This window comes from Pseudomonas sp. GW101-3H06 (assembly GCF_059424605.1).
Genome location: NZ_JBWKZO010000001.1, coordinates 1,123,174 through 1,145,280, shown reverse-complemented (window position 1 = coordinate 1,145,280; position 22,107 = coordinate 1,123,174). Strand labels below are relative to the sequence as shown.

The window sequence follows — 22,107 nt, the reverse complement described above, 5'->3', positions numbered from 1 at the left end:
GTTCAATCAGGCGGTGACGCATCATGGACAACCCCTTTCAGCTCATTACCGATGCCTTTGCAGCGGACTATCAGATCAACCTGAGCATTCAGGGCCTGGACGGCAGCATCATGCTGACCCTGTCCAACGGTGGTCACGTCGTCGCAAAGCGCATGATCAGTGCCGAACAACGCAACGATCCCGAGCGCCTCAAGCGCCTGGTGCAAAGCATTCAGTTCGGCATCGCCATCGAACAGGGCCATAGCGCAGTGGCGATCCTCGAAGCCATGATCGATGGCGGCACACCCAACCCGCCGCCACCAATGGCCAAAGGTAGACCCCGACCTGCCATGGGCCTTTAAATTTCGCCCTTTTCCACTTCAGGATGCTCACTGGAACCCGTACCGATCTTGCGATGCGGGTTTTCAATTTTCACCGATGGAAATTGCGACGAAGCGTAACGCACCACCAGAATCGCAAACGCCAGCAGCAGAATCCCGCCGCACAGGTAAATGATCCCCAGGTCCGGCGGGTTGTGGTGCGACACATTGGAAATCAGCAAGCGTGTCAACGCGGTGATGGCCACGTAAATCAGGAAGCGCACCGGCATGTGATTGGTCTTGAAATAAATCCCGACCATTGCCCCCAGCTCCAGGTAGATGAACAGCAGCAAGATGTCATCGATCTTGATGTGCCCTTCTTCGATCATCCCCAGAAACTCCATCACCGCCGCCCACGCGGTTACGGCACCGATGGCGAACAGCGCCAGGTAGTGAAAGGTCTCGACGAACAGGTTGCCCAGGGACTCCGCCAGTTCATGCACGCTCTGGCGCAGGTTTTCGGCCCAGTTGATTTTCACGATGATGCTTCCTTAGGTCGGTTTGACCGGATAATGCGGGTTGGACTTTACGTTTGTTCTACGCAGAAGCTGTTTTATGCAGAAGCTTTTTATGCAGAAACAGGGCCACGCCATCATGGCGAGCCGCCGCGGATTGCGCTCCGTGGCGTTTGGTCGCACCTTTATTGGCCGACACAAAATCTGTGGGAGCCGGGCTTACCCGCGATTGGGGCGACTCGGTCCCGATGACAAACCCCAAAACCGGTCTACATTAAAAAGCCACTACCCAAACCCCAGCGATTCGCTTATCCTTTTCGCTGTATATAAATACAGTAGTCGAATCAGACAACCCAATGTGAAGGCATGTGAGGTGGTGAATGGCCGTCGAAGTGGTATACCGCAGCAGCCGAGATCTGGAGCGCTTGTTCATGGATAAAGCCGAAGCTGACCGTCATGACAAAATGCTCGAGCTGGCCGAATTGCTGGCTGAAGTGTTGCACAAAGCCGTTCCGTCCCTGACCGAACAGCAAGTGGAAGAAGCCGGGATCTACATGGCGAAAAATCGCGATGTGTTTGCCAAGGCGTTCAAGAGCCAGCCGGACGCCTTGTCCGAGTTGCTCAGCGCGCCTGTAGAGGTTGCGAAAACGGTTGAAGTGGCGGCTCCCGTCGAAGAGGCGGTCGTTGAGCCGGTTGCCCCGGCCAAGCCCGCCAAGGCCGCCAAAGTCGCAAAATAAACAACGCCTGAATTGAACAGGCCCTGAGCCGAATGACTCAGGGCCTTTTTCATTTTCAAAACCCAAGATCTTCTATCGATACAAGACTTTTTCCGCGAGTTCGTCCGCCACCCGCGCCGGCGAACGTTTTTCCGCCTGGGCATGGGCAAACACTTCGGTCAGTCGCGAGCTGATTTTCGACAGGTGCGCGGTGATGGTCGCCAGCTCTTCTCCCCGGTGTTTAAGTGACACATAGATCAGACCGCCGGCATTGATCACATAATCGGGCGCATACAAGATGCCGCGACGTTCCAGTTGATCGGCAACGTCCAGATGGGTCAGCTGGTTGTTCGCCGAACCCGCCACCGCCGAGCAGCGCAGTTGCGTCACGCTGTGACTGTTAAGCACGCCGCCCAGTCCACAGGGTGCAAGAATGTCGCACGGTGTGCTGAGCAGCGCATCGTTGGCAATCGGGTGAGCGCCGAGTTGTTCCATGGCCAGTTGCACCTTGCCGTGGTCGATGTCGCTGACCAGCAGTTCGGCACCTGCGGCATGCAACTGTTCCGCCAGCGCAAAACCAACGTTGCCCAAGCCTTGAATGGCCACGCGCAAGCCTTCGAGATTGTCGCTGCCTAACCGCGCCATGGCAGTGGCGCGAATGCCGGTGAACACGCCCATTGCGGCGTGAGGGGCCGGGTCGCCCGCCGACGTGGTGCTGGTGACGTGCTGGGTTTGCTGGGCGATGCAATCCATGTCTGCCACTGACGTGCCACTGTCGATGGCAGTAATGTAACGACCGTCGAGCTGGTTGATACAGCGCCCGAAGGCTTCGAACAGCGCGGCGCGATCGGCCACGTGAACGGGACGAACGATGACCGCCACGCCGCCGCCCTGGGCCAGGCCGGCCAGTGCGGCCTTGTAGCTCATGCCTTGGGCCAGGCGCACGGCATCCTCGACCGCTGACTCGTCGCTGGGGTAGGCAAGGTAACGACAACCACCCAGGGCGGGCCCCAGGCGACTGTTATGAATGGCAATGACCGCCTTCAGCCCGGTGGCCGGGTCGACGCTAAGATGTAGCGATTCAAGGCGAGTGCTTTGCATGAGAGCGAACATCGTAAGGCTCCCGAATCACTTCTTGTAGTCGCCAGTATAGGCTTGCGCACAAAAATTGCAGAAGCGCACCGGAATAACCGAAGCGCCCAATCAGACATTCGGAAATAACCACTGAGCCCCCTTGAGCTGCACTGGACGAATGGCACAGACGGGGCTAAAACGAGGCATTGCCCGGAGATTTTGATGACCCCGCGCCAATCGTTTTTCGCCTGTCTGCAACGTTCACCGCCCGCGCTGTTCGAGGCGGCGCTTTGGATTGCCGCCGAACATGACAGCGAAGTGAATCCCGAAGCGCTGCTGTTGGATTTCAAGACGCTGCAACAACGTATCAGTGGCAGTCTGCCGATGTTGCCGGTGAGCGAACTGGCGCAACCCCTGCTGCGGCGCATGAATGATCTGGGGTTTGCCCAGGAAGACTTCACCCCCCTGCGTCCGCAAGTGGCGCTGCTCAATCGCGTGCTGGAACGCCGGCGCGGGCAACCCCTGGCCTTGGGGCTGATTGCGCTGGAATTGGCCAGGGGCCTGGAAATCCCTCTGGTCGGCGTCAATTTCCCCGGCCATTTTTTACTGCGCGTTCCGGGTGCCGACCACCTGCTCGATCCGTGCGGCGGCCGTCGCCTTTACCCCAACGATTGCCGGGAATTGCTGCAACGCCAGTACGGCCCGAACATGAAGCTCAGTGCCGAACACCTGGTCACTGCCGAGCCCGTGCAGATGCTGCAACGACTGTCGCGCAACCTGCGCCAGCTGCACCTTTCCAATGACGATTACATCGGTGCCCTGGTCGATGCCGAGCGCGTGCTGGAACTGGGCAACGGCACCGCCGCCGACTACCTGGCCCGGGCCAGCCTCTACCAACGGCTGGATTGCCCCAACGCCGAACGCTTCGACCTGGAGCATGCCCTGTTGCTCAGCGACGACCCGATCCAGCGAATTCGCCTGACGGAGCGGCTGGGGCATCTGCCGCCCAATTCCATCGTCCACTGATCGCAGCCCCTTGTGGGAGCGAGCCTGCTGGCGAAAGCGATTTTCCAGTCACATCGAAGCTGGATTTGCCTCCGTCTTCGCGAGCAGGTTCGCTCCTACAGGGGGTGGTGTGGCGCGCTATGGAGTATCTGGCTGATTCGCCGGATGCGCCTTGATGAACGCCGGGTGCGTAACGGCCAGAGCGGCCACGCGACGAATCCGCGGCCAGGCTTGCAGGGAAACGTTGAAGCGTTCAGCCGCGTACAACTGTGGAATCAGGTACACATCCGCCAGCCCGGGTTGCGGACCAAAACAGTAACCGTCGTCACCGATCAACTGCTCCACGGCGGCCAGTCCCTGACTGATCCAGTGGCCGATCCACTCTCCAACCTGCGTTTCATCATGCCCCAACTGCCGCAGCCGATTGAGCACGCTGACGTTGTGCAGCGGATGCACATCGCAGCCGATCAACGCCGCCACGCCGCGCTCACGGGCGCGGGCAGCGAAGTCTTTGGACAGCAACGGCACCTGTGGATAACGCTCATCCAGGTACTCGATGATCGCCGGTGACTGGATCAGCAGTTCGCCTTCATCGGTGCGCAGGGCCGGCACGCGGCCTTGCGGGTTGATGCCAAGATACGGCGGCTGGCGATGTTCGCCACCGGGCGGCGCGATCAGGTTGACCGGCCGTGCCTGATAATCCAGGCCCTTCAATGCCAGTGCGATACGCACCCGATAGGACGAGGTCGAACGGTAGTAGGTATAGAGTTCCATGCCCCGTTCCCCTCAGCGCGCCGGCAACACTTTGCCACGGCACTCGCCGAAGCCGATGGAGGCAAAGCCCTCGCGGCTGCAACGGCCACGCAGGATAATTTCATCGCCGTCTTCAAGGAACTTGCGCACCTCGCCCGACGCCAGTTCGATCGGCTTTTTACCGCCCTCGGTGATTTCCAGCAGGCTGCCGAACTGACCGTTTTCCGGCCCCGACAAGGTGCCCGAGCCGAACAGGTCGCCGGCCTGCAACTGGCAGCCGTTGACGCTGTGGTGCGCGACCATTTGGGCCACGGTCCAGTACATGTGTTTCGAGTTGCTCAGGGTCAGGCGATGGGCCGGCAGGTTCTGCTCGCGCATGGCTTCGGTCAGCAGCAGCACTTCCAGTTCGATATCAAAGGCACCGGCGGCCTGATCACGTTTATCGAACAGGTACGGTAGCGGCTGCGGATCACCTTCCGGTCGCGCGGGTTGGGCGCGACGGAATGGCTCCAGCGCTTCGGCGGTCACCACCCACGGCGAAATACTGGTGATGAAGCTCTTCGACAGGAACGGACCCAGCGGCTGGTATTCCCAGGCCTGGATGTCCCGCGCCGACCAGTCGTTGAGCAGGCAGAAACCGGCGATGTGATCGGCGGCATCACCAATGGCAATCGAGTCACCCATGTCATTGCCCTGGCCTATCCAGATGCCCAGCTCCAATTCATAGTCCAGGCGCGCGCAGGGACCAAAGGTCGGCTCGGAATGGCCGGCCGGCAAGGTCTGGCCTTTCGGGCGACGCACATCGGTACCGGACGGTCGAATGGTCGAGGCACGGCCGTGGTAGCCGATCGGCACGTACTTGTAGTTAGGCAGCAAAGGATTGTCCGGACGGAACAATTTACCGACGTTCTGCGCGTGTTCGATGCCGACGTAGAAGTCGGTGTAGTCGTTGATTTTCGCCGGCAGGTGCATCTCGCAATCCGCCGCCAGTGGCAGCAATTTAGCGCCTTGGGCCTCGATCTTGCCGTGCAGGGTGCTGCCCTCGCTCAACAATTCCAGCAGACGCTCACGCAGGGCTACGCGCGCTTCACGGCCCAGTTCGAAGAACGCATTCAACTGACCGCCACGGGTGGCTTCGACGGCGGTTTTTGCTGCTCCGTCAAACAGACCGGCATCGAGTGCGGCCTGCAGATCGAAAATATGCTCGCCAATGGCCACGCCGCTGCGCGGTGCCGAACCTTTCACACTGAACACGCCCAGTGGCAGGTTTTGCAGCGGGAAATCCGCATGGCCGTTGGCGGAGGCAACCCAGCTGCGAGTGATGGAAGTCTGCGTCATGGGTTATCTCCGGGTTGGGTCGAAAGTGGCGGGCAACGTGGCCCAGCAAGCGTCGTAGTGGGTTTGCAGTTGCGGACAATCGAGGGCGAATCGGCTCGGACGCAGCACTTGGCTGGTCTCGAACATGAAGGCCATGGTGTTGTCGATTTTCGCCGGTTTGAGGTCCGCGTTGATCGCCTTGGTGCAGGTTTCGCCGTCAGGCCCGTGCGCACTCATGCAGCTGTGCAGCGACGCGCCGCCGGGGACGAAGCCTTCGGCTTTGGCGTCGTACTCGCCCTGGATCAGCCCCATGAATTCGTTCATCAGGTTGCGGTGGAACCACGGTGGACGGAAGGTGTTCTCGGCAACCATCCAGCGTGGCGGGAAGATCACGAAATCGAGGTTGGCCAGACCGTGGACGCTGGTCGGCGAAGTCAACACGGTGAAGATCGACGGATCCGGGTGATCGAAGCTGACGGTGCCGATGGTGTTGAAACGGCGCAGGTCATATTTGTATGGCACGTTGTTGCCATGCCAGGCGACCACGTTCAGCGGCGAATGATCGAGCTCGGTGCCCCACAACTGGCCGAGGAACTTCTGCACCAGGGTGGTGGGTTGCGCGAGGTGTTCGTAACGGGCAACCGGGGTGAGGAAGTCCCGCGGGTTGGCCAGGCCGTTGCTGCCGATCGGCCCCAGATCCGGCAAGCGTAGGGGCGCACCATGGTTCTCGGCGATGTAGCCGCGGGCCTGCGGATCAAGCAGCTCCACGCGGAATTTCAAACCCCGTGGCAGTACGGCGATTTCCAGCGGCTCCAGTTCCAGCACGCCGAGTTCGGTGGCAATCCGCAGTCGCCCCAGTTGCGGCACCAGCAGCATTTCACCGTCGGCGTTGAAGAACACTCGCTCCATGGACCGATTGGCGCGGTACTGCAAGATGCTGATCCCGGCCGGTTTATCCGCGCCGGAGTTGGCGGCCATGCTCACCAGGCCATCAATGAAATCGGTCGGCTCGGCGGGAATATCCAGGGCATTCCAGCGCAGGCGATTGGGGGTTACTTCACCCAGTGGCCCGCCAGCCAGTTGCCGATCGAGTTTGACGAATGCCGGATGATTGGCCGACGGCTGGATACGGTACATCCAGGTCCGTCGCGCTTCGCTGCGGGCCATGGTGAACGCGGTGCCGGAAAACAGTTCGGTGTAGAGGCCGTAAGGGGCTTTCTGTGGCGAGTTCTGGCCGACCGGCAACGCACCGGGCAACGCTTCGCTACTGAATTCGTTGCCGAAGCCTGACTGATAAGCCAGTGCTGGCGTCGATGAATCGAGGTTCATGGAGCCTCCTGAACAGGGAGTGGGTCATGGCCTGTCGCTCTGCGGAAGAGGTCTGGGCACGCCAAAGTTGTTTTTATCGTAATTCAATTACGAATAACGTAATTTGATTGGTATTGACCGTCAAGCTATAAAGACGCCCATTCATCCCCGGAACTCATCCCTTGAAAGACGGCGCCACCATGCAAAAGCCCGCCAGCGACAGCAACGGCAAACAGAAAGTCCGCTCCGCCGAGGTGGGTACCGACATCCTCAAGGCGTTGGCCGAGTTGTCGCCCTCGACATCACTCTCGCGCCTGGCCGAACACGTGCAAATGCCGGCGAGCAAGGTCCACCGCTATTTGCAGGCACTGATCGCCAGCGGCTTCGCCGAACAGAATCCCGCTACCAACCATTACGGGCTGGGTCGTGAAGCCTTGCGTGTCGGGCTGGCGGCACTCAACAGTATGGACGTGCTGAAAGTGGCCGCCCTGCCCTTGGCCGAACTGCGCGACGACTTGAATGAAACCTGTTTTCTGGCGGTATGGGGCAATCAGGGCGCGACCGTGGTGCACATCGAGCCGGCGGTGCGAGCCGTGACGGTAGTGACCCAATTGGGCTCGGTGTTGCCTTTGCTCAGTTCTTCCACAGGTCTGGTGTTTGGCGCCTATCTGCCCAAAAGGGAAACCATCGAGCTGCGTGAGCAGGAACTGCAAGCCCAGACCGCCCACGCCTTGGCAGACGATCAGGTTTATGCCGCCATGTGCGAGCAGATCCGCGCACGCGGCCTGCACCATGTGCATGGGTTGCTGATGCCCGGTGTCGATGCCTTGTCGGCGCCGGTATTCAACGCGATGGGCAATGTGGTGGCGGTATTGACGGTGGTTGGCCCGACATCCCTGTTTCAGGCCGACGAAGATGGTCCGGCAGCGCAACGTTTGCTGGCAGCGGCGCGCGCGGTGAGTTGGCGCATGGGTCATGAGCCGACCACCGGCAATTCTCAGGTTCCACGCAATCTCCTGTAGGGGGAATGCGTCAACCTTGCGCAATCAAGCCCAGCTTCTTCGCCATGGCCACGGCTTGAGTCCGGCGTTCAACACCCAGCTTGCTGTGAATGCGTCGCGCATGGGTTTTCACCGTGTGCAATGAGATAAACAACTGCTCGGCGATCTGTTGGTTGGAATTGCCCTGGGCGATCAGGCCGAGCACCTCCAGCTCTCGCCCGCTCAACGGGTTGGTATCCAGGGGCGCCACCGGCTCGTCGTCCGCACCCAGGCGACTGAGCAATGCCGGCTGACGCAACCGCAGTTCGTTCAACGCCTGCTGCAAATGGCAACGCCTGACCAATTCCAGCCCCGCCTGTAACGCCGACTTCGCCCTGTCAGGCTCGCCGATCAGGTCCGCCACTTCGCAGATTGCAAACTGCAATTCCGTTTCCAGCGCCAGCATCCCATGCTGTTGCGCGCGTTCGAGCAAAACCTTGAGCGGCTCCAGTGGTTGCGTGGCCAGGTGCAGATGGGTTTCGGCCAGTACCAGCAAATACTCGACCCGGGCAATCAGCCCCACCGTGGCCGGGGGGGCCTGTCGGGCATCGGCCCCACGGTAGTGACGGGCCACGCGGGTCAAGGTTTCATGGGCCAATTGCGGTCGACCTTGCTGCAACCAGAAGTGACTGCTGATTTGCAATAGAACGCCGCGATACACCGTATCGGGAATCTGCCGCTGCTGCATCAAGCGCTCGGCCTCGCGCAAGCGGTCAAACGCGTGGGCGTAATTGCGTTGATTGGCCGCCACCTGGGCCTGCCCGAGAAAGCCATACAACGCGCGCTTATCCAGACTGTGCAGACAATCCTGAAGACCATTACTGAAGCACTCGGCGGCCATTTCGTCTTGTCCCTGGCAGAGCGCCAGACGCCCGCGACGCAAGGCGATTCGCCCCAGCAGCGGCGTTGGACGGTCAGCCTGTCGGCACAACATTTCATGAACATCGGCCAGCAGGTTCTCGGCGCGCCGGGGAGCGCCGCGCTGTTCCAGCAATTGCGCGTGATCGAGTTCGAGCAGCCCTTCGAACAGCAACGAGCCTTGCGCCCGAGCCAGGCACAGCGCCTCCCGGTTCAAGGCCTGCGCGGCATCGAGTTCGCCATTGAGCAGCGCCTGTTGAGTCAACCCGGACAGGCATAACAAGCGGGCCGGCCAGGCATCCGCTGCCAACTCGGCCAGCGCATCGACAAAGTGCCCGTGCGCCGCCGCCATGCGCCCCTGCAAATGCATCAACCAGCCTTGTTGCGCCTGCCAGCGTGCCAACAGCTGCCGTTGCAGGGCGGCCGTCGGTTGCGGGGCGAAGCGCGCCATTTGCTCGATGCACAGCGCCGCCTGGTCGAAACGGCCGGCAAACAACAATGCTGCAGTGATCAGACCGACCAATTGCGGCGACCCGAGGGTCATTTCCTGCCCCTGGTGCTCATGCAGATTCAGCAAGAGGCGCACATTCTCGCAGCGGAACAAATGCTCGAAGCTGAAATGCTGCAACAAGCTGACCGCGGCTTCGAACTCCTCGGCCAATAACGCCTGCTCGAATGCCCCCTGCCAATCCTCCTCGGCGCAGAACCACTGGCACGCGCGCCGATGCCACGAGCGACTGGCCGACCCCTGCTCTTCACGCATGGCACGGGCCAGTGGCAGGAAGACGCGCAACCAGTCAGCGGAATCTTCCCAAGGCTCGATGAAACACCCCATGTCCTGCAAGGTCTGCAACGCCTTCGCGCCTTCACCGGCACCGAACAGATGCTCGCACAGCCCGGCATTGAATCGCGGCAAATGGGCCAGCACCTGCCAGACTTCGACCAACTCCGGGGGTAACGTGTTGAACAGTTCATGTTGCAAGTAATCGAGCAGCGTCGCCGAACGCTCCTGCTTGTCTTGCCCGGCTGCCCACTGACAGCCATCGAGCAGGGCGATGCGCACGCCGGCACACCAACCGCCGCTGCGCTGGATGATTCTTCTGGCGACGCTGCTCGCCCGTGACGGTTCTACGTGGCCGAGCAACTGTTCGACGTCTTGCTCGGTAAACGCCAGTGCCTGCCCGTCGCACTCGTACACCTCATCATCGAGCAACAAGCGTGGCCAGTTGCAGGACGGCCGTCGACGCGAGCCCAGCCACCAACTCAATGACGGGCTTCTGACAGCCAGTAAACGGTCAAGCAGGCGGTCGAGTTCAGGGTTGGGGGCGCGGCAATAATCATCGATAAACAGCCAGGTCGGCGTTTGCAAGCGGGCCAGGTGCTCCAGCAATGCAAGCTCGTCCGATGCAGCCAGTCCCAGCGCATGCGCCAGCCGCTGCCGGAAATCGGCCACACTCAACGACTCGCCCGCCAACGGCAACCAATACACCCGACAATGTCCCGACGCCCGCAACAGGCACTCTGTGAGCAGCGCACTCTTGCCGCTGCCAGCCGGCGCACAGAGCAATTTCACCCGTGCCGTGGACGCCAGCAATGGCTCGACCAAGCGTTCGCGGGACAGGTGATGGGAACACAAGCGAGGCAGAAGTCCAGGACGGTCCAGACACGTCGTCATGGCAGTCATAGTGGTGCGCCTATTTATAGTTGTGGCGCCACCCTAGCCCCCTCCCGAGCGCTTGTTGAAGAAGTATTCAGCGGGTTGATTTGCAGCCATAAAAAAGGTGACCGCGAGGTCACCTTTTTGTGTAGGAGCCTGTAGGACGATTACCTCACCCCCGTGCTCCGCAGGGCTGCCGGCGTGTAGTCCCCGGCTTTGGCCGCGATGTTGAATTCGAAGCTGCGCTTCTCTTCGTTTTTCATCCCCAAGGCGATGTAGCGACCGGCAATCAGATCATACAGTGCCTCGACCGTGTAGGCCGGCACCTGATGATCGTAGTAGAACTGCGCATGTCCTTCGGCCACACGCCAGAGCTGACCGCGACCGTCATAGTGGTCAGCCAGCGCCACCTGCCAGGTGTCTTCGTCGAGGTACATGTGACGCTTGGCGTACACATGCCGCTCGTTGGGCTTGACCGTGGCGACGACCTCCCAGACCCGGTGCAATTCATAGCGGGTCAGGTCCTGGTTGATATGGCCGGCCTTGATCACATCGGTGTATTTCAGGTTCGGCGAATCCAGTTTGTAGCTGTTGTACGGAATGTACATTTCTTTCTTGCCGATCAGCTTCCAGTCGTAGCGGTCCGGTGCACCGGAAAACATGTCGAAGTTGTCGGTGGTGCGCAGGCCGTCGGACGAAGTGCCCACGCCGTCATAGGCCACTTGCGGTGCACGCCGCACACGGCGCTGGCCGGCGTTGTAGATCCAGGCCTTGCGCGGTTCCGTGACCTGATCGAGGGTCTCGTGAACCAGCAGCACGTTGCCCGCCAGCCGCGCAGGCGCCGTCACCTCCTGTTTGAAATAGTTGAGTACGTTGTCATCGCTGCCCGGCTTCAGGTCCCCCAACAATGACGGCACGGCCACCTCGTCCTTGAAGCGGATGACGGTGAAATCGCCATTGGATTGCGGCGTTGCTTGAGTAATGGTGCGACGCAGATTGCCACCGTGATAACGGGTGATGTGGTTCCAGATCACTTCAACGCCGTTCTTCGGAATCGGAAAGGCGTAGTAGCGATTGCCGGTGAAATTGGCCAGGCCGTTACCGTCGTTGGTCGGAATGACATTCAACGCGCTGCGCTTGGCCGAGTCGTAGATTTGCGGCGGCAGCGCCGCGGTGCGGTGGCTCGGATAAACCGGAATCTTGTAAGTCTCGGGGTAGCGCTTGAACATCGCGATCTGACCGTCCGAGAGCTTGTCCTTGTACTTGTCCACCGTTGCCGCCGTGATGATGAACAGTGGTTTTTCATTGGCGAACGGATCAGCCAGGAAGCCCTTGCTGTCCACCGCGCCAGCGTTTTTCGGGATGCCGCCGGTCCACGGCGGGATCGAGCCGTCGGCGTTGCCGGCCTTCTCCGCACCCAGCGGTGTGAGGCTGGTGCCCAGTTTGTTCGCTTCCTCCGGTGACACCGCTGCCATCACGTTGACGGCCAGCAGACTCAGGGCCAGGACGGTGCCGAATTGCAGAATCATCTTGCGCATGGAAATCATCCTTCTCAGTCAGATCAGAAGTTCACGCCAAAGCTCAACGCCACGAAGTCGCGGTCTTCGAGCACGTTGTAGTCACCACCGAAGAAGTCGGTGTAACTGAGGCTTGCGGTGTAGGTGTTGCGGTAGTCCGCATCGACGCCGAGGCTGACGGCCTTGGCACCTTCGTTGAACAGCCCGTTGGGGCCGTACCCGGCGACGTCGTGGGACCACGACAGGTTGGGCCGGAAGTTGATCCCGGCGATCACGTTGTTGTAATCGAGGATCGCCCGGGCGCGATAACCCCACGAAGTCGAGGTCACGAAACCGTCGGTATCGCCGCCGAAACCATACTGGCCGTACACCGAGTCGCGGCCATAACGCAGCTTGCTGCGGGCCTCCAGGCCACCGACATGCACCACCGCCGCTTCGCCTACCAGTGTCAGGCGATCCGCGCCGGCGATCTGATCGACAAAGTGCGTCAAGGTGCTCTGGATCTGCGTCACTTCCTTGCGCCGATAGCCTTTGTTGTCGGCGCCAGGGGTGGTGGCGATCGGTGAAGCGGCGCCGCCGGCAATCGGGTTGAGCATCGCCAGGGTCAGGTCGTTGGTGTTGACCTGCACCGGTGCGTTGGGGCGATAGCTGATCTCGCCGGTCCACGCCGTGCCGGTGGGCAAGGTGGTGGAGAAACTCGCGCCGTAGAGGCGAATGTCTTCCGGGTATTCGAGGTAGTATTGACCGCGCCCGAGCATCACGCTTTGCGCCAGGCCCGAGCCGCTGCCGGGCGCGATACGGTTGGCGGCCGCGACGATCCCGGGAATGCTCGCCAGCGTAGAGGGGCCTGCCGTTGTCGTGCCGACGTTCGGTGAGCGGCTGTGGTAGTTCATGAAGTACAGACCGTACTCGGTGTCATCCCCCAACCAGCGTAGCGCCGTACCCCATTGCCCCGAATCCCGCGCATCGCGGTCCTGACCGCGAGGAACGACAACCCCTTCCCGGGTGACCTCGAAACCCTGGCCAAAGGCCGCGGCAATCGGCTGCAACGGCGCAATGGCCGGGCTGGCGACGGTGTAGCCCTTGTCGCACCCGTCCGCCACCACATCGACGCCGAAGAAGGTGCCGCAGTTGTCGACGACAGTCTGGTCCCACTCCAGTTGATAGAAGCCTTCAACCGTCAGCTTGTCCGTCAGGCCCTGTGACGCGAACAACATGTTGACTGGAATCAGACCTTCCTTGATCTCGGCACCGGGACGGCGAAACGCTGAAACGTCGACCGGGTTGATGCTGTTGATCGAGTTGCCGATGAAGGTACTTTCGCCCCAACTGACCACCTGCTTGCCCGCACGCGCCGTGCCCGGCAATTCGCCGATGGAGTAGTTGTGATAGACGAACGCATCGAGGATTTGCCCACCGGAAGACTTGGCGCCTTCCTTGCGATTGTGATCACTGATCGGCTTGAACGGCCGGTCTTCGTCCTTCAGCTCGAAGTCGTACCAGTACTTGCCACGGACAAATACACCGGTGTCGCCATACTTCAGTTCGAGGTCGTGAATGCCCTTGAAAATCTTCGAGAAGGTTTCGCCCTTCCCGAAGTTCTGACGCCCGTCGTCACCGGTCGAAGCCTGCCCGCTGCCGCCGTTGACGGTACCCACCAACGCATCGTCGGCATCACGCATGCCCCAACTTGCACCGACCGACAACGAAGAGTCGAACGTCCCCTCGATTTCCCCGATGTTGAAAGAAACAGCCTGCGCCTGGGCACAGCAACCCAAGGCAACCGCAACGGCCAGCGCCTGCGGTGTGAAGATGGCGCGCATTGTTGTTTTTGTCATGCGTCTTCCCCGGTGAGTGACAGAAGGCCTCACCCTACTGCCGCCTGCCGGGGTCGATAAGCGCACCAAGGAGGTATTCGTGGTGTACCTCCAAAGGATGACTGGCTGCGTGGGACGCGGTATTGCGCGGAGCATGGATCGGCTGGATGGCACGCCATCAGCCACACGCATACGCCAGGGGATGCTGATGCCAGGTAGAACATTCAACTGTTGCGCGCCCCGTAACAGTGCATGTCCGCAATCGCTATTTTTCCTTTGTCGGCAAAGACTTATTCTGATCAGGCTTTCACGGTAAACAGCCTGAAAGCGCGAAGCAAAAGCGTGTAATTCGTCTACGCTATTGCGACAGATCTCAGATGATTTGAAGGTTTCGAGTCATCCCCCCGCGTACACCGACGTTGATTTGTAGCTCCTGGATCCAACGTCTTGCTTTGGCCGCTGCGTTTGCAGCGGCCTTTTTTATGGGCGGGGTTTCAGGCGAAGGGACTTTTAGAAAGGGTGGCAGGAGCCATGAAGGTCCTGCCGGATGAAGCGAGATCAGATCGAATACTTCTGCAAATTCCCCATCATTTCCTTCAGCGCCTCAATGTTGTCCTTCGGATGCGCCGCGCCCTCGAAATCACAGATCTGCTGCCAGTGCGCCGCCACGTCTTCCGGGGAGAAACCGACCCGTGGGTCGAAGCCCGCACCGAGGCTGCGTTCCCAGCGGACTTTGCCCATCCAGCCGCCACCAACTTCGAACAGGCCGGAGGTTTCCTGGCAGTTTTCGCTGGCCAGGTACACCACGAGTGGGCTGACCAGTTCCGGCTTGAGTTGTTCGAACACTTGCGGCGGGATCAGGCCTTCGGTCATGCGGGTGCCGCCGGTGGGGGCGATGGCGTTGACCAGGATGTTGTTCTTGCGGCCTTCGATGGCCAGGGTACGGGTCAGGCCGTAGAGGCCGAGTTTGGCCATGCCGTAGTTGGACTGGCCGAAGTTGCCGTAGATGCCCGACGTGGATGCGGTGAAGATCACCCGGCCGTAGTTTTGCTCGCGCATGTGTGGCCAGGCGGCGCGGGTCACTTTGTAGGCGCCTTCGACGTGAACGCGGTAAACCAGGTCCCAGTCGCCATCGTCCATTTTGTGGAAGGTTTTGTCGCGCAGGATCCCGGCGTTGTTGACCACGACATCGACGCGACCGAAAGCGTCGAGGGCATGTTGAACAAGCTTGTCGCCGTCGGTGACCGAGTCGTGGTTGGCCACGGCGGTGCCGCCGGCCTCGCGGATTTCCGCGACCACGCGATCTGCCGCCGAAGCGTTGGCACCTTCACCTTGCGTTGAGCCGCCAAGGTCATTGACCAGCACTTTGGCGCCCTGTTTGGCGAACAACAACGCATGCGCCCGTCCCAGGCCGCCACCTGCACCGGTGATGATCACGACTTTATCTTCGAAGCGCACAGACTCATTCATGGGGAACTCCAGCAGGCCAGGGACATTGCCTCGGAGTTTCAGGCACGGCGCTGCGGGTCACAATGAACAGGGGGAGGCTGAATGGTGTGCGATAAGGCTGGGGGATGATTGAGGGCACAACAGGTGAACACAAAACCTGTGGCGAGGGGATCCTCGCCACAGATAAACACCTGCTTGATCAGGAACAGGCCACCTTGAGCGGTGATATCAACTGATCGCGAAACGCCAGGTAGTGTTTGAGCACCTGGCACGGCGCTTCAATCTGCGGGTAATGCCCGATGTCGCTCAACAACACCGCATCGGCGTCGGGGATCAGCTCCCGGTAACGCGCGACCATGTGTGCGCCGGAGATCGGGTCGACCTCGCCATCGATCACCCGCAGCGGCACTTCGCCGCGCTGCATTGCACCCACCCAGCGCTCGCGCTGTACGCGTCGCTCGGGAATGTAGGCGATCAATTTATGCATGATGCGCGGGCCGTGATTGTTTTCGATCAGGCTCCAGAAATCATCCATCTCGCTTTCACTGGGGCGTGTGTGTGGACCGAAGATCTTGCGGAAACTCTTCACCAGCCCATCACGACTGAACGCGCGGCCGATCATCCAGCCCAGGGGACTGAGCAGCAGTTTTTGCATCAGGACCGGACGATGGGTTTCCGGAAACAACCCGCCATTGAGGAAGACACAACTTGCGATACTGATCAGCGACTCATAATGCCGGGCCAGCAACTCCTGGGCCACGCTGTCGCCGTAGTCATGGGCCAGCAAGTGCACCGGTTGCCCGATATTCAGATGATCCAGCAGCGCCTGTTGCAGATCGGCCTGTTCCAGCAGGCTGTATTCGTGGTTCACCGGTTTGGCCGAGTCGCCGAAACCGAGCATGTCGCAGGCGATCACCCGATAGCGCTGGGTCAGCGGCTGCCACAGGTAATGCCAGTCCCAACTGGCGCTCGGGAAGCCATGAATGAGCAACAGCGGTTCACCCTGCCCGGCCGTCCAGTAGCGGATGGTCTGGCCACGAAACACAAATGACTGGCTGCGCTTGCGCCAGATACACAGCGGGATCTCGGCAAGGGCCATTAGAGTTTATAACCCGGGTCTTGTTTATCGAGTTTGCGCAGCAGCGCTGGCCAGGCCAGCGCGCCGCCCATGCCTTGAGCACTTTTGGTGACGCCTGCGATCATCGCCTTGGCGCCCGCCAGAATCTGCGGTTCGATGGCGATCAGCTCCGCGCCACCGGTCTGCGCCATGACCTGGATATCGCAGGCGCGCTGGAAGGTGAACATCATCAGGAAGGTGTCGGCGATGCTGCTGCCGCAGGTCAGCAGGCCATGGTTGTGCAGCATCAGGAAATTGTTTTCGCCAAGGTCGGCTTGCAGACGGGCCTTTTCCTCGTGGTTAAGCGCAACACCTTCGTAAGCGTGATACGCCAGGCTAGAAAGGACGAACAGCGACTGCTGGCTGATCGGCAACACGCCCTGTTTCTGCGCTGACACCGCAACACCGGACGCCGTGTGGGTGTGCAGCACGCAGACGACATCGTGACGGACTTCATGCACTGCACTGTGGATGGTGTACCCGGCCGGGTTGATCTCGTAGGGGCTGTCCATCAGTTTGTTGCCGGCCTGATCAACCTTGACCAGACTCGATGCGGTGATCTCATGAAACATCAGCCCGAACGGATTGATGAGGAAGTCTTCGGTACCCGGAACCTTGGCGGAAATATGGGTGAAGATCAGATCATCCCAGCCATGCTGGGCCACCAGGCGATAACAGGCCGCGAGGTCGACACGGGTCTGCCATTCGGCCGGGCTGACCAGGTCTTTGACACTCTGGGGCGATTGGAGGGGCGTTGCGCTCACGGTTAGGAACCTCGGTTTTTATTATGGAGTGTTTCCAATGACTACCGAGTCTAGTCAGCGCTTCGGGTTCGCGTAGTTGCGTTGGCAGCCAGCTTGATGGCCGTAGGAGTCAGTGGGTCAGGAAGTTTGGATCCATGTCAAATGGTCGCCGCCAGAGAAGGTGCGGGGCGTGCTTTGCGCAGCCCCGTCAGAACCATGACGCCCCTCTGGCAGGAACGTCAGGTGGAGTCGATCAGCCGCGCAAAGCGCCCACCAATTGCGCCAGCCAGGGCTCAGCGTCCGCTTCCGGGGTCACGCTTTCACTGGCGTCCAGGCGCAACATCGGCAGAACTTCACGGATGCCCAGTTCACCGAACAACTCTCGCATCAACTCGCCGCCGCCGCAGAACGTATCGCCATAACTCGCATCGCCCAGACCGATCACCGCGCCCGGCAAACCACGCCATGCGGCAGGCAGCTGGTCACGAAGGGCGAAATACAGTGGCTGCAGGTTATCCGGCAACTCGCCCATGCCGGTCGTCGAGGTCACGGCCAGGAAGGCTTCGGGGCCAAAGGCCTGTATATCGGCCAGGCCTGCACGCGGGTTGTGCCAGGTTTCGAAACCGGCGGCGTTCAAAATGCTGGCGGCATGCCGGGCGACTTCTTCAGCCGTGCCGTACACCGAGCCGGAAATGATGGCGACTTTCATCAATCTGATCCTGAAGCTGAGTAAAAGACCGGGATATTAACAGCACGGCCGGGATTGTTCTTTTAGAATGCCTAAGAGGTGTTCTCAATTGAGAACGCCACCTGAAAACCAACAAGGAAGGGTTTGACTGATGATCAACGCAAAACTGCTGCAACTGGCCATCAACGCGTCCAACGACGGCATCGTGATTGCCGAAAAGGAAGGCGATCAAGACAAGATCCTGATTTACGTCAACCCGGCGTTCGAACGCCTGACCGGTTATACCAGCGAAGAAATCCTTTATCAGGATTGCCGTTTCCTGCAATCCGGCGACCGTGATCAGGATGCGCTACCGAAGATTCGTGACGCCTTGAACAGCGAGGGATCGTGCCGGGAAATTCTGCGCAACTATCGCAAGGACGGCACACCGTTCTGGAATGAGCTGTCCGTTTCGACGGTGAAAAACCCGAGCGACGGACAGGTTTATTTCATCGGCGTACAGAAAGACGTGACCGTACAGGTCAAGGCACAGCAGCGGGTAGCGCAGCTTGAAGCGCAATTGGCTGAAGTCCAGGCCGAGCTTGCCGCACTCAAGGCGACGAACGGCATAAACAAATCAGCGAATTAGTTGTCACTTACTACAATCACCAATGACTTTGTAAATATTTCTTTCGAGCTAGCCATGCAACGCGACGCGCTCCTGACCCAGGACGAGCTGGATTTCATCCAGACCATGCAACATAACCCGCAACTCAATGTGCGGGACGCAACGTCGAGCCTGCTCGTTAACGGTGGTTCGCAAATCCGTGACTTGCTCACGCGCCTCGCCGCTCATGAGCAAGTCACTATTCACGCCAATTTCGAAAACCAGCAAATGACCTTTCCACTGCATCTGGTGGAAGACGAATTTCATGCGTTGCATCTGCGTCTGGGTGTGCCGAGTATCTACGAGGACGGGCCACTGGTCCGGCCATGGCGATTGGTACTGGAAGAACCGGTAGCGCTGGAAAACGCCAAGGGTCAGCCAGGTACGATGTGGGTGCACGAAGTGTCGTTCAAAGGGGTTTTGCTGGAAGTTCGCAACAAGACCAAGGCACCGAAGCATTTCGCCTTGTGGTTCAGCCCTTCAGGTTACGAGCGGATCGCCTTGCGCGGCACGCTTGAGAAGGAAACCGAGAACGGCTTCTATGCCTACCAGTTGAGCCAGGATGACACGGATGAAACCGAACGCCTGCGCCAATACATCCTGCAACAGCATCGCTTGACCCATCCCGCCCTGCATCTCTGACTTCAAGTATCCAGGTTACCCGCCAGAAACTGTTTCAGTCGCTGGCGCATGACCAGGCCTTCGTTCCCCAGGCAACCGATCGACGACCCAGCCAGGCTTTCCTGAGCCAGATCGGACAGATCTCCAGCCAGCAGCACCGGACAATCCAGACTCATCGCCAGGCGATTCAAGCGTCGAGGCAAATCGGGAGTCGGTACGTGATTGGAAAACAGCACCAGTGCCTGGGGTTTGATCCTTTCGCAGACCAGCGTTAACTCGTCGAATGGCTGGCCGATGGTCAACACGCGCACACCGGTTTGACCGCTGCTCAGGAACAGCGCGGCAATCAGTAACTCCAGTTCCCGACACTGGCCTGCCAGGGCGCTGACGATGACTCGCCGGGGTTGCTTGTCACGGATCAACAGCAAGCGCTGCAAAACCCGTGACCGCAAAAAACCGTCCAGGAACAGCCACTCGCTGGTCCGACCGAACGAGTCCTGGCGTTGCAACAATTGCTTCCAGAGCGGGACCAGGATGTCCTGAAACACCACCGGCTGGGAGTAAGTGGAAAAGATCTGCCCGTAGACCTGCTCCAGCTGAACGTCGTCAAAAGCACTTACCGCAGCCTGAACCTGCTGCTGCCATTGCGCGTAATCGGCTTGTACGAGGTCTCTGGGGATGATGTGCGACAACGCCTCGAGCGGTGCCGCCTTGGCCAGGATCTTGCCGATCTTGCTGACCGCCACGCCGCGCTCGATCCAGTCGAGAATGCTGCGCACACGCTCGATATCGGCCATGGAATAGAGGCGATGCCCGCTTTCGGTGCGAGTCGGTACGATCAGGCCGTAACGTCGCTCCCATGCACGAAGCGTCACCGGGTTGACGCCGGTCAGCCGCGCCACTTCACGAATGGGGAACAGCTCTTCCCGTTCAAGAGAGAGCGCAGGCGACTCACCGGGAGCAACGTCAGTCGGGACAGGCATCAACGGTTCTACATCCGTGTTTTATTTGGATCCCATTGTACCCCCGCCTCCCCGTCAGGGTTCAAGAAATTGATTGTTACGATGACCACAGACGTCACGGATAGAATCAGGAATAGTTGTTGCGTGCCCCCCCCAAAAAAAACGCAGCCCACCACCCCGGCGCTGCGCCTGGCGAAGTTCCTACCCGGAGCGACGCATTCGTTTACGGAGGTACATGATGCCTACCTCCCCCGTGCTGAGCCGGGTATTCATCAGCCCCCTGTGCCTGACGCCATTAATGGCCTACTTCTTTATTCCGCTTTCGACCGGTGTGCTGGCAGGCTGGCTGCACAAAAATGCGTCGACACCTTCCTTGACTGCTGAAACGGCCAGCGATCACTGACTGCACCGTCGTTCTCGCCTGATAGCAAAGGATCGCTACGGGCGGGAGATGCTCCCCGCGAGCGGGAAAACTTCAGTTATGCTGCACGAACTTAGCCCGTGCATAGACCTACTGAAGCTGATCGCAGAGTTATGAATAGTCCAATCCTTGTCACCGGTACCAGCAAGCGCGTCGGTCTCCAACTTGCCACTACACTGGCCGAGAGTGGCCACACTGTCATCTGCGTCAGTCGCTCCACCAGCCTGGCGACACCCCATCCGAACATGTTGCCATTCCAGGCAAACCTTGAACTGCAGAGCGATCGCGAGGCGCTGATCGCCTATATCAAGACCAACTTCGACAGTTTACGTGCAGTGATCCACAACGCCTCACTGTGGCTCGACGATGGCCTGGAGAACCTGAACACCATGTTCAAACTCCATGTCGAAGCGCCCTACCATTTGAACCTTGAACTGGGAGAGCATCTGCAGCGACTGGAACGATCCGACATCATCCATATCTGCGATGAGACTTCTTCGAGGGGCAGCAAGAACCATATTGGCTATGCCGCCACCAAATCCGCGCTGCAAAACATGGTGCTGTCCTTTGCTGAAAAATACGCACCCGGTGTCAGAGTGAACGCCATCCTTCCCGGTTTGCTCATGCTCAAGGACGACAGTACGCCGGAGTACTCACAGCGAACCCTGAAGAAAGCCCTTCTCGAATTCGAGCCCGGCGCACAACCCCTGATCGACGCTGTCATGTTCTTGCTCAACACCAACTACAGCACTGGAAGCAGCGTCGTCATCAATGGCGGACGTCACATCAAGAAAGGGATCGTGAATGATTGACTCGAAAAAACTGATCTATCTTCCACGAAAAATAAAGTGGTCTCTGATCACGGCATTGTCGATCCTGCTGGTGGCAGCACTTTATGTATCCCTTGCCTTTGTAGGCGTTCCCGATCATAGCGACTGGATCCTGCTGTCCCTGTCAGTGGCACATACGGCCGGCACAGGGCTGGTCATTGCACTGATTCTGGTCTTTGGCGAACGTGAGGCCAACCTGGATTACCTGACCACCAAGACACAACACGTGTTGTTGAAAAATATGCCAGCGACCCTGGGGCACATCGAGGACTCACACGGTCAGAAACTGACCGTAACAGTCTCTGCAATCAACAATATCTTTGGGGCCAACTACACGCTCAAAAACGAAAACATCCAGACTAAAATGTGGATTGGCTTCAACGTCGAACGCATCATCGTGGCCTACTACCTGAAAACCACCGAATCGGTAGACACCATCAAGGACATTTTCCAGTACACCTTTGGTGGTGCCAAATCGGTGGGTTACAAAATCAACTATGAGCCCGCCACCATCAAAAAAACCGGAGAAAAGATTCTATCCATCTGGTGCATATGGCCCGGCGAGCAAGAAGGGAATAATCTTTCCACCGACCTGCTGAACAACCCGGACAAAAAGTTGTTCATCATTCAAGACATCGCAATGATGACGCAGTCGTTCATCCGGACTGCCGAACGCAACTCGGTGAACATCTTCACTGACGCCGACCCCGCGCCTTTGTAACCTTCCTTACAACGACTTTGCCTCATAGCGTGC

General features: G+C 59.4%; 20 protein-coding genes and 2 pseudogenes. 9 read left to right on the top strand and 13 right to left on the bottom strand.

The window, feature by feature from the left end; all coding sequences use genetic code 11:
* The first annotated feature begins 23 nt into the window (after nucleotides 1-23).
* On the top strand, nucleotides 24-341 hold the full coding sequence (locus AC07ZE_RS05185) for a DUF3509 domain-containing protein (RefSeq protein WP_207261943.1): 318 nt from the start codon (nucleotides 24-26) through the stop codon (nucleotides 339-341).
* Here AC07ZE_RS05185 and AC07ZE_RS05180 read toward each other — a convergent pair.
* Nucleotides 338-838 carry a phosphate-starvation-inducible protein PsiE gene (locus tag AC07ZE_RS05180; RefSeq protein WP_137806260.1) on the bottom strand — a complete coding sequence of 167 codons (501 nt, stop codon included), beginning with the start codon at nucleotides 836-838 and terminating at the stop codon, nucleotides 338-340. The genes AC07ZE_RS05185 and AC07ZE_RS05180 overlap by 4 nt on opposite strands.
* A 356-nt stretch (nucleotides 839-1,194) precedes the next feature.
* Here AC07ZE_RS05180 and AC07ZE_RS05175 point away from each other — a divergent pair.
* A pseudogene (locus AC07ZE_RS05175) lies at nucleotides 1,195-1,434 on the top strand (YebG family protein); the annotation flags it as partial.
* Between the two features lie 189 nt (nucleotides 1,435-1,623).
* Here AC07ZE_RS05175 and AC07ZE_RS05170 read toward each other — a convergent pair.
* A complete protein-coding gene (locus tag AC07ZE_RS05170) occupies nucleotides 1,624-2,643 on the bottom strand; it encodes a Glu/Leu/Phe/Val dehydrogenase family protein (RefSeq protein ID WP_175389546.1) in 1,020 nt (339 codons plus the stop codon).
* A 183-nt stretch (nucleotides 2,644-2,826) separates the two neighbouring features.
* Here AC07ZE_RS05170 and AC07ZE_RS05165 point away from each other — a divergent pair, with 183 nt between their 5' ends.
* A complete protein-coding gene (locus tag AC07ZE_RS05165) occupies nucleotides 2,827-3,630 on the top strand; it encodes a SirB1 family protein (RefSeq protein ID WP_207261939.1) in 804 nt (267 codons plus the stop codon).
* Nucleotides 3,631-3,747: 117 nt separating this feature from the next.
* On the opposite strand, the gene maiA is transcribed toward AC07ZE_RS05165, so the two are convergent.
* The 3 genes from maiA to hmgA are packed head-to-tail and all read right to left on the bottom strand — an operon-like array spanning nucleotide 3,748 to nucleotide 7,008.
* The gene (maiA, locus tag AC07ZE_RS05160) at nucleotides 3,748-4,383 is read right to left on the bottom strand and encodes a maleylacetoacetate isomerase (RefSeq protein WP_207261937.1); all 636 of its coding nucleotides are present in this window, start codon (nucleotides 4,381-4,383) and stop codon (nucleotides 3,748-3,750) included.
* Between the two features lie 12 nt (nucleotides 4,384-4,395).
* The gene (gene fahA / locus AC07ZE_RS05155; RefSeq protein ID WP_207261934.1) at nucleotides 4,396-5,700 is read right to left on the bottom strand and encodes a fumarylacetoacetase; all 1,305 of its coding nucleotides are present in this window, start codon (nucleotides 5,698-5,700) and stop codon (nucleotides 4,396-4,398) included.
* Nucleotides 5,701-5,703: 3 nt separating this feature from the next.
* On the bottom strand, nucleotides 5,704-7,008 hold the full coding sequence (gene hmgA, locus AC07ZE_RS05150) for a homogentisate 1,2-dioxygenase (RefSeq protein WP_207261931.1): 1,305 nt from the start codon (nucleotides 7,006-7,008) through the stop codon (nucleotides 5,704-5,706).
* A gap of 179 nt (nucleotides 7,009-7,187) precedes the next feature.
* On the opposite strand from hmgA, the gene AC07ZE_RS05145 reads away from it, so the two are divergent.
* On the top strand, nucleotides 7,188-8,009 hold the full coding sequence (locus AC07ZE_RS05145; protein WP_207261929.1) for an IclR family transcriptional regulator: 822 nt from the start codon (nucleotides 7,188-7,190) through the stop codon (nucleotides 8,007-8,009).
* Between the two features lie 10 nt (nucleotides 8,010-8,019).
* Here AC07ZE_RS05145 and AC07ZE_RS05140 read toward each other — a convergent pair whose 3' ends face one another.
* The 7 genes from AC07ZE_RS05140 to AC07ZE_RS05110 all read right to left on the bottom strand — a co-directional run bounded on the left by AC07ZE_RS05140 (nucleotide 8,020) and on the right by AC07ZE_RS05110 (nucleotide 17,894).
* The gene (locus AC07ZE_RS05140; protein ID WP_207261927.1) at nucleotides 8,020-10,569 is read right to left on the bottom strand and encodes a LuxR C-terminal-related transcriptional regulator; all 2,550 of its coding nucleotides are present in this window, start codon (nucleotides 10,567-10,569) and stop codon (nucleotides 8,020-8,022) included.
* A gap of 140 nt (nucleotides 10,570-10,709) precedes the next feature.
* Complete coding sequence (locus AC07ZE_RS05135; RefSeq protein WP_207261925.1) at nucleotides 10,710-12,080, bottom strand: DUF1329 domain-containing protein; 1,371 nt, start codon at nucleotides 12,078-12,080, stop codon at nucleotides 10,710-10,712.
* 23 nt (nucleotides 12,081-12,103) lie between these two features.
* Nucleotides 12,104-13,897 (bottom strand): DUF1302 domain-containing protein, encoded by a 1,794-nt coding sequence (locus AC07ZE_RS05130; protein WP_207261923.1) that lies wholly within the window; start codon nucleotides 13,895-13,897, stop codon nucleotides 12,104-12,106.
* A 537-nt stretch (nucleotides 13,898-14,434) separates the two neighbouring features.
* Entirely contained in the window at nucleotides 14,435-15,346 is a 912-nt protein-coding gene (locus AC07ZE_RS05125; protein ID WP_207261921.1) for an SDR family oxidoreductase, read from the bottom strand.
* Between the two features lie 178 nt (nucleotides 15,347-15,524).
* On the bottom strand, nucleotides 15,525-16,424 hold the full coding sequence (locus AC07ZE_RS05120) for an alpha/beta fold hydrolase (protein ID WP_207261919.1): 900 nt from the start codon (nucleotides 16,422-16,424) through the stop codon (nucleotides 15,525-15,527).
* Nucleotides 16,424-17,206: a class II aldolase/adducin family protein gene (locus tag AC07ZE_RS05115; RefSeq protein WP_207261917.1), complete on the bottom strand. Its 783-nt coding sequence runs from the start codon at nucleotides 17,204-17,206 to the stop codon at nucleotides 16,424-16,426. Before AC07ZE_RS05115 ends, AC07ZE_RS05120 begins: the two co-directional genes overlap by 1 nt.
* A 232-nt stretch (nucleotides 17,207-17,438) precedes the next feature.
* On the bottom strand, nucleotides 17,439-17,894 hold the full coding sequence (locus tag AC07ZE_RS05110; protein WP_207261915.1) for a flavodoxin: 456 nt from the start codon (nucleotides 17,892-17,894) through the stop codon (nucleotides 17,439-17,441).
* Nucleotides 17,895-18,024: 130 nt separating this feature from the next.
* Here AC07ZE_RS05110 and AC07ZE_RS05105 point away from each other — a divergent pair, with 130 nt between their 5' ends.
* Both AC07ZE_RS05105 and AC07ZE_RS05100 read left to right on the top strand, forming a co-directional pair.
* Nucleotides 18,025-18,501, top strand: coding sequence for a PAS domain-containing protein (locus AC07ZE_RS05105; RefSeq protein ID WP_207261913.1), 477 nt, complete (start codon nucleotides 18,025-18,027; stop codon nucleotides 18,499-18,501).
* A 54-nt stretch (nucleotides 18,502-18,555) separates the two neighbouring features.
* Nucleotides 18,556-19,161 (top strand): hypothetical protein, encoded by a 606-nt coding sequence (locus tag AC07ZE_RS05100; protein ID WP_137806244.1) that lies wholly within the window; start codon nucleotides 18,556-18,558, stop codon nucleotides 19,159-19,161.
* 2 nt (nucleotides 19,162-19,163) lie between these two features.
* Here AC07ZE_RS05100 and AC07ZE_RS05095 read toward each other — a convergent pair whose 3' ends face one another.
* Entirely contained in the window at nucleotides 19,164-20,123 is a 960-nt protein-coding gene (locus tag AC07ZE_RS05095; RefSeq protein ID WP_207261911.1) for a MerR family transcriptional regulator, read from the bottom strand.
* Between the two features lie 232 nt (nucleotides 20,124-20,355).
* Here AC07ZE_RS05095 and AC07ZE_RS05090 point away from each other — a divergent pair.
* The 3 genes and pseudogenes from AC07ZE_RS05090 to AC07ZE_RS05080 all read left to right on the top strand — a co-directional run.
* Nucleotides 20,356-20,505: pseudogene (locus AC07ZE_RS05090) on the top strand (antibiotic biosynthesis monooxygenase); the annotation flags it as partial.
* Nucleotides 20,506-20,636: 131 nt separating this feature from the next.
* Complete coding sequence (gene folM / locus AC07ZE_RS05085) at nucleotides 20,637-21,335, top strand: dihydromonapterin reductase (RefSeq protein ID WP_207261908.1); 699 nt, start codon at nucleotides 20,637-20,639, stop codon at nucleotides 21,333-21,335.
* Nucleotides 21,328-22,074 carry a hypothetical protein gene (locus AC07ZE_RS05080; RefSeq protein WP_207261906.1) on the top strand — a complete coding sequence of 249 codons (747 nt, stop codon included), beginning with the start codon at nucleotides 21,328-21,330 and terminating at the stop codon, nucleotides 22,072-22,074. Before folM ends, AC07ZE_RS05080 begins: the two co-directional genes overlap by 8 nt.
* Nucleotides 22,075-22,107: the final 33 nt, after the last annotated feature.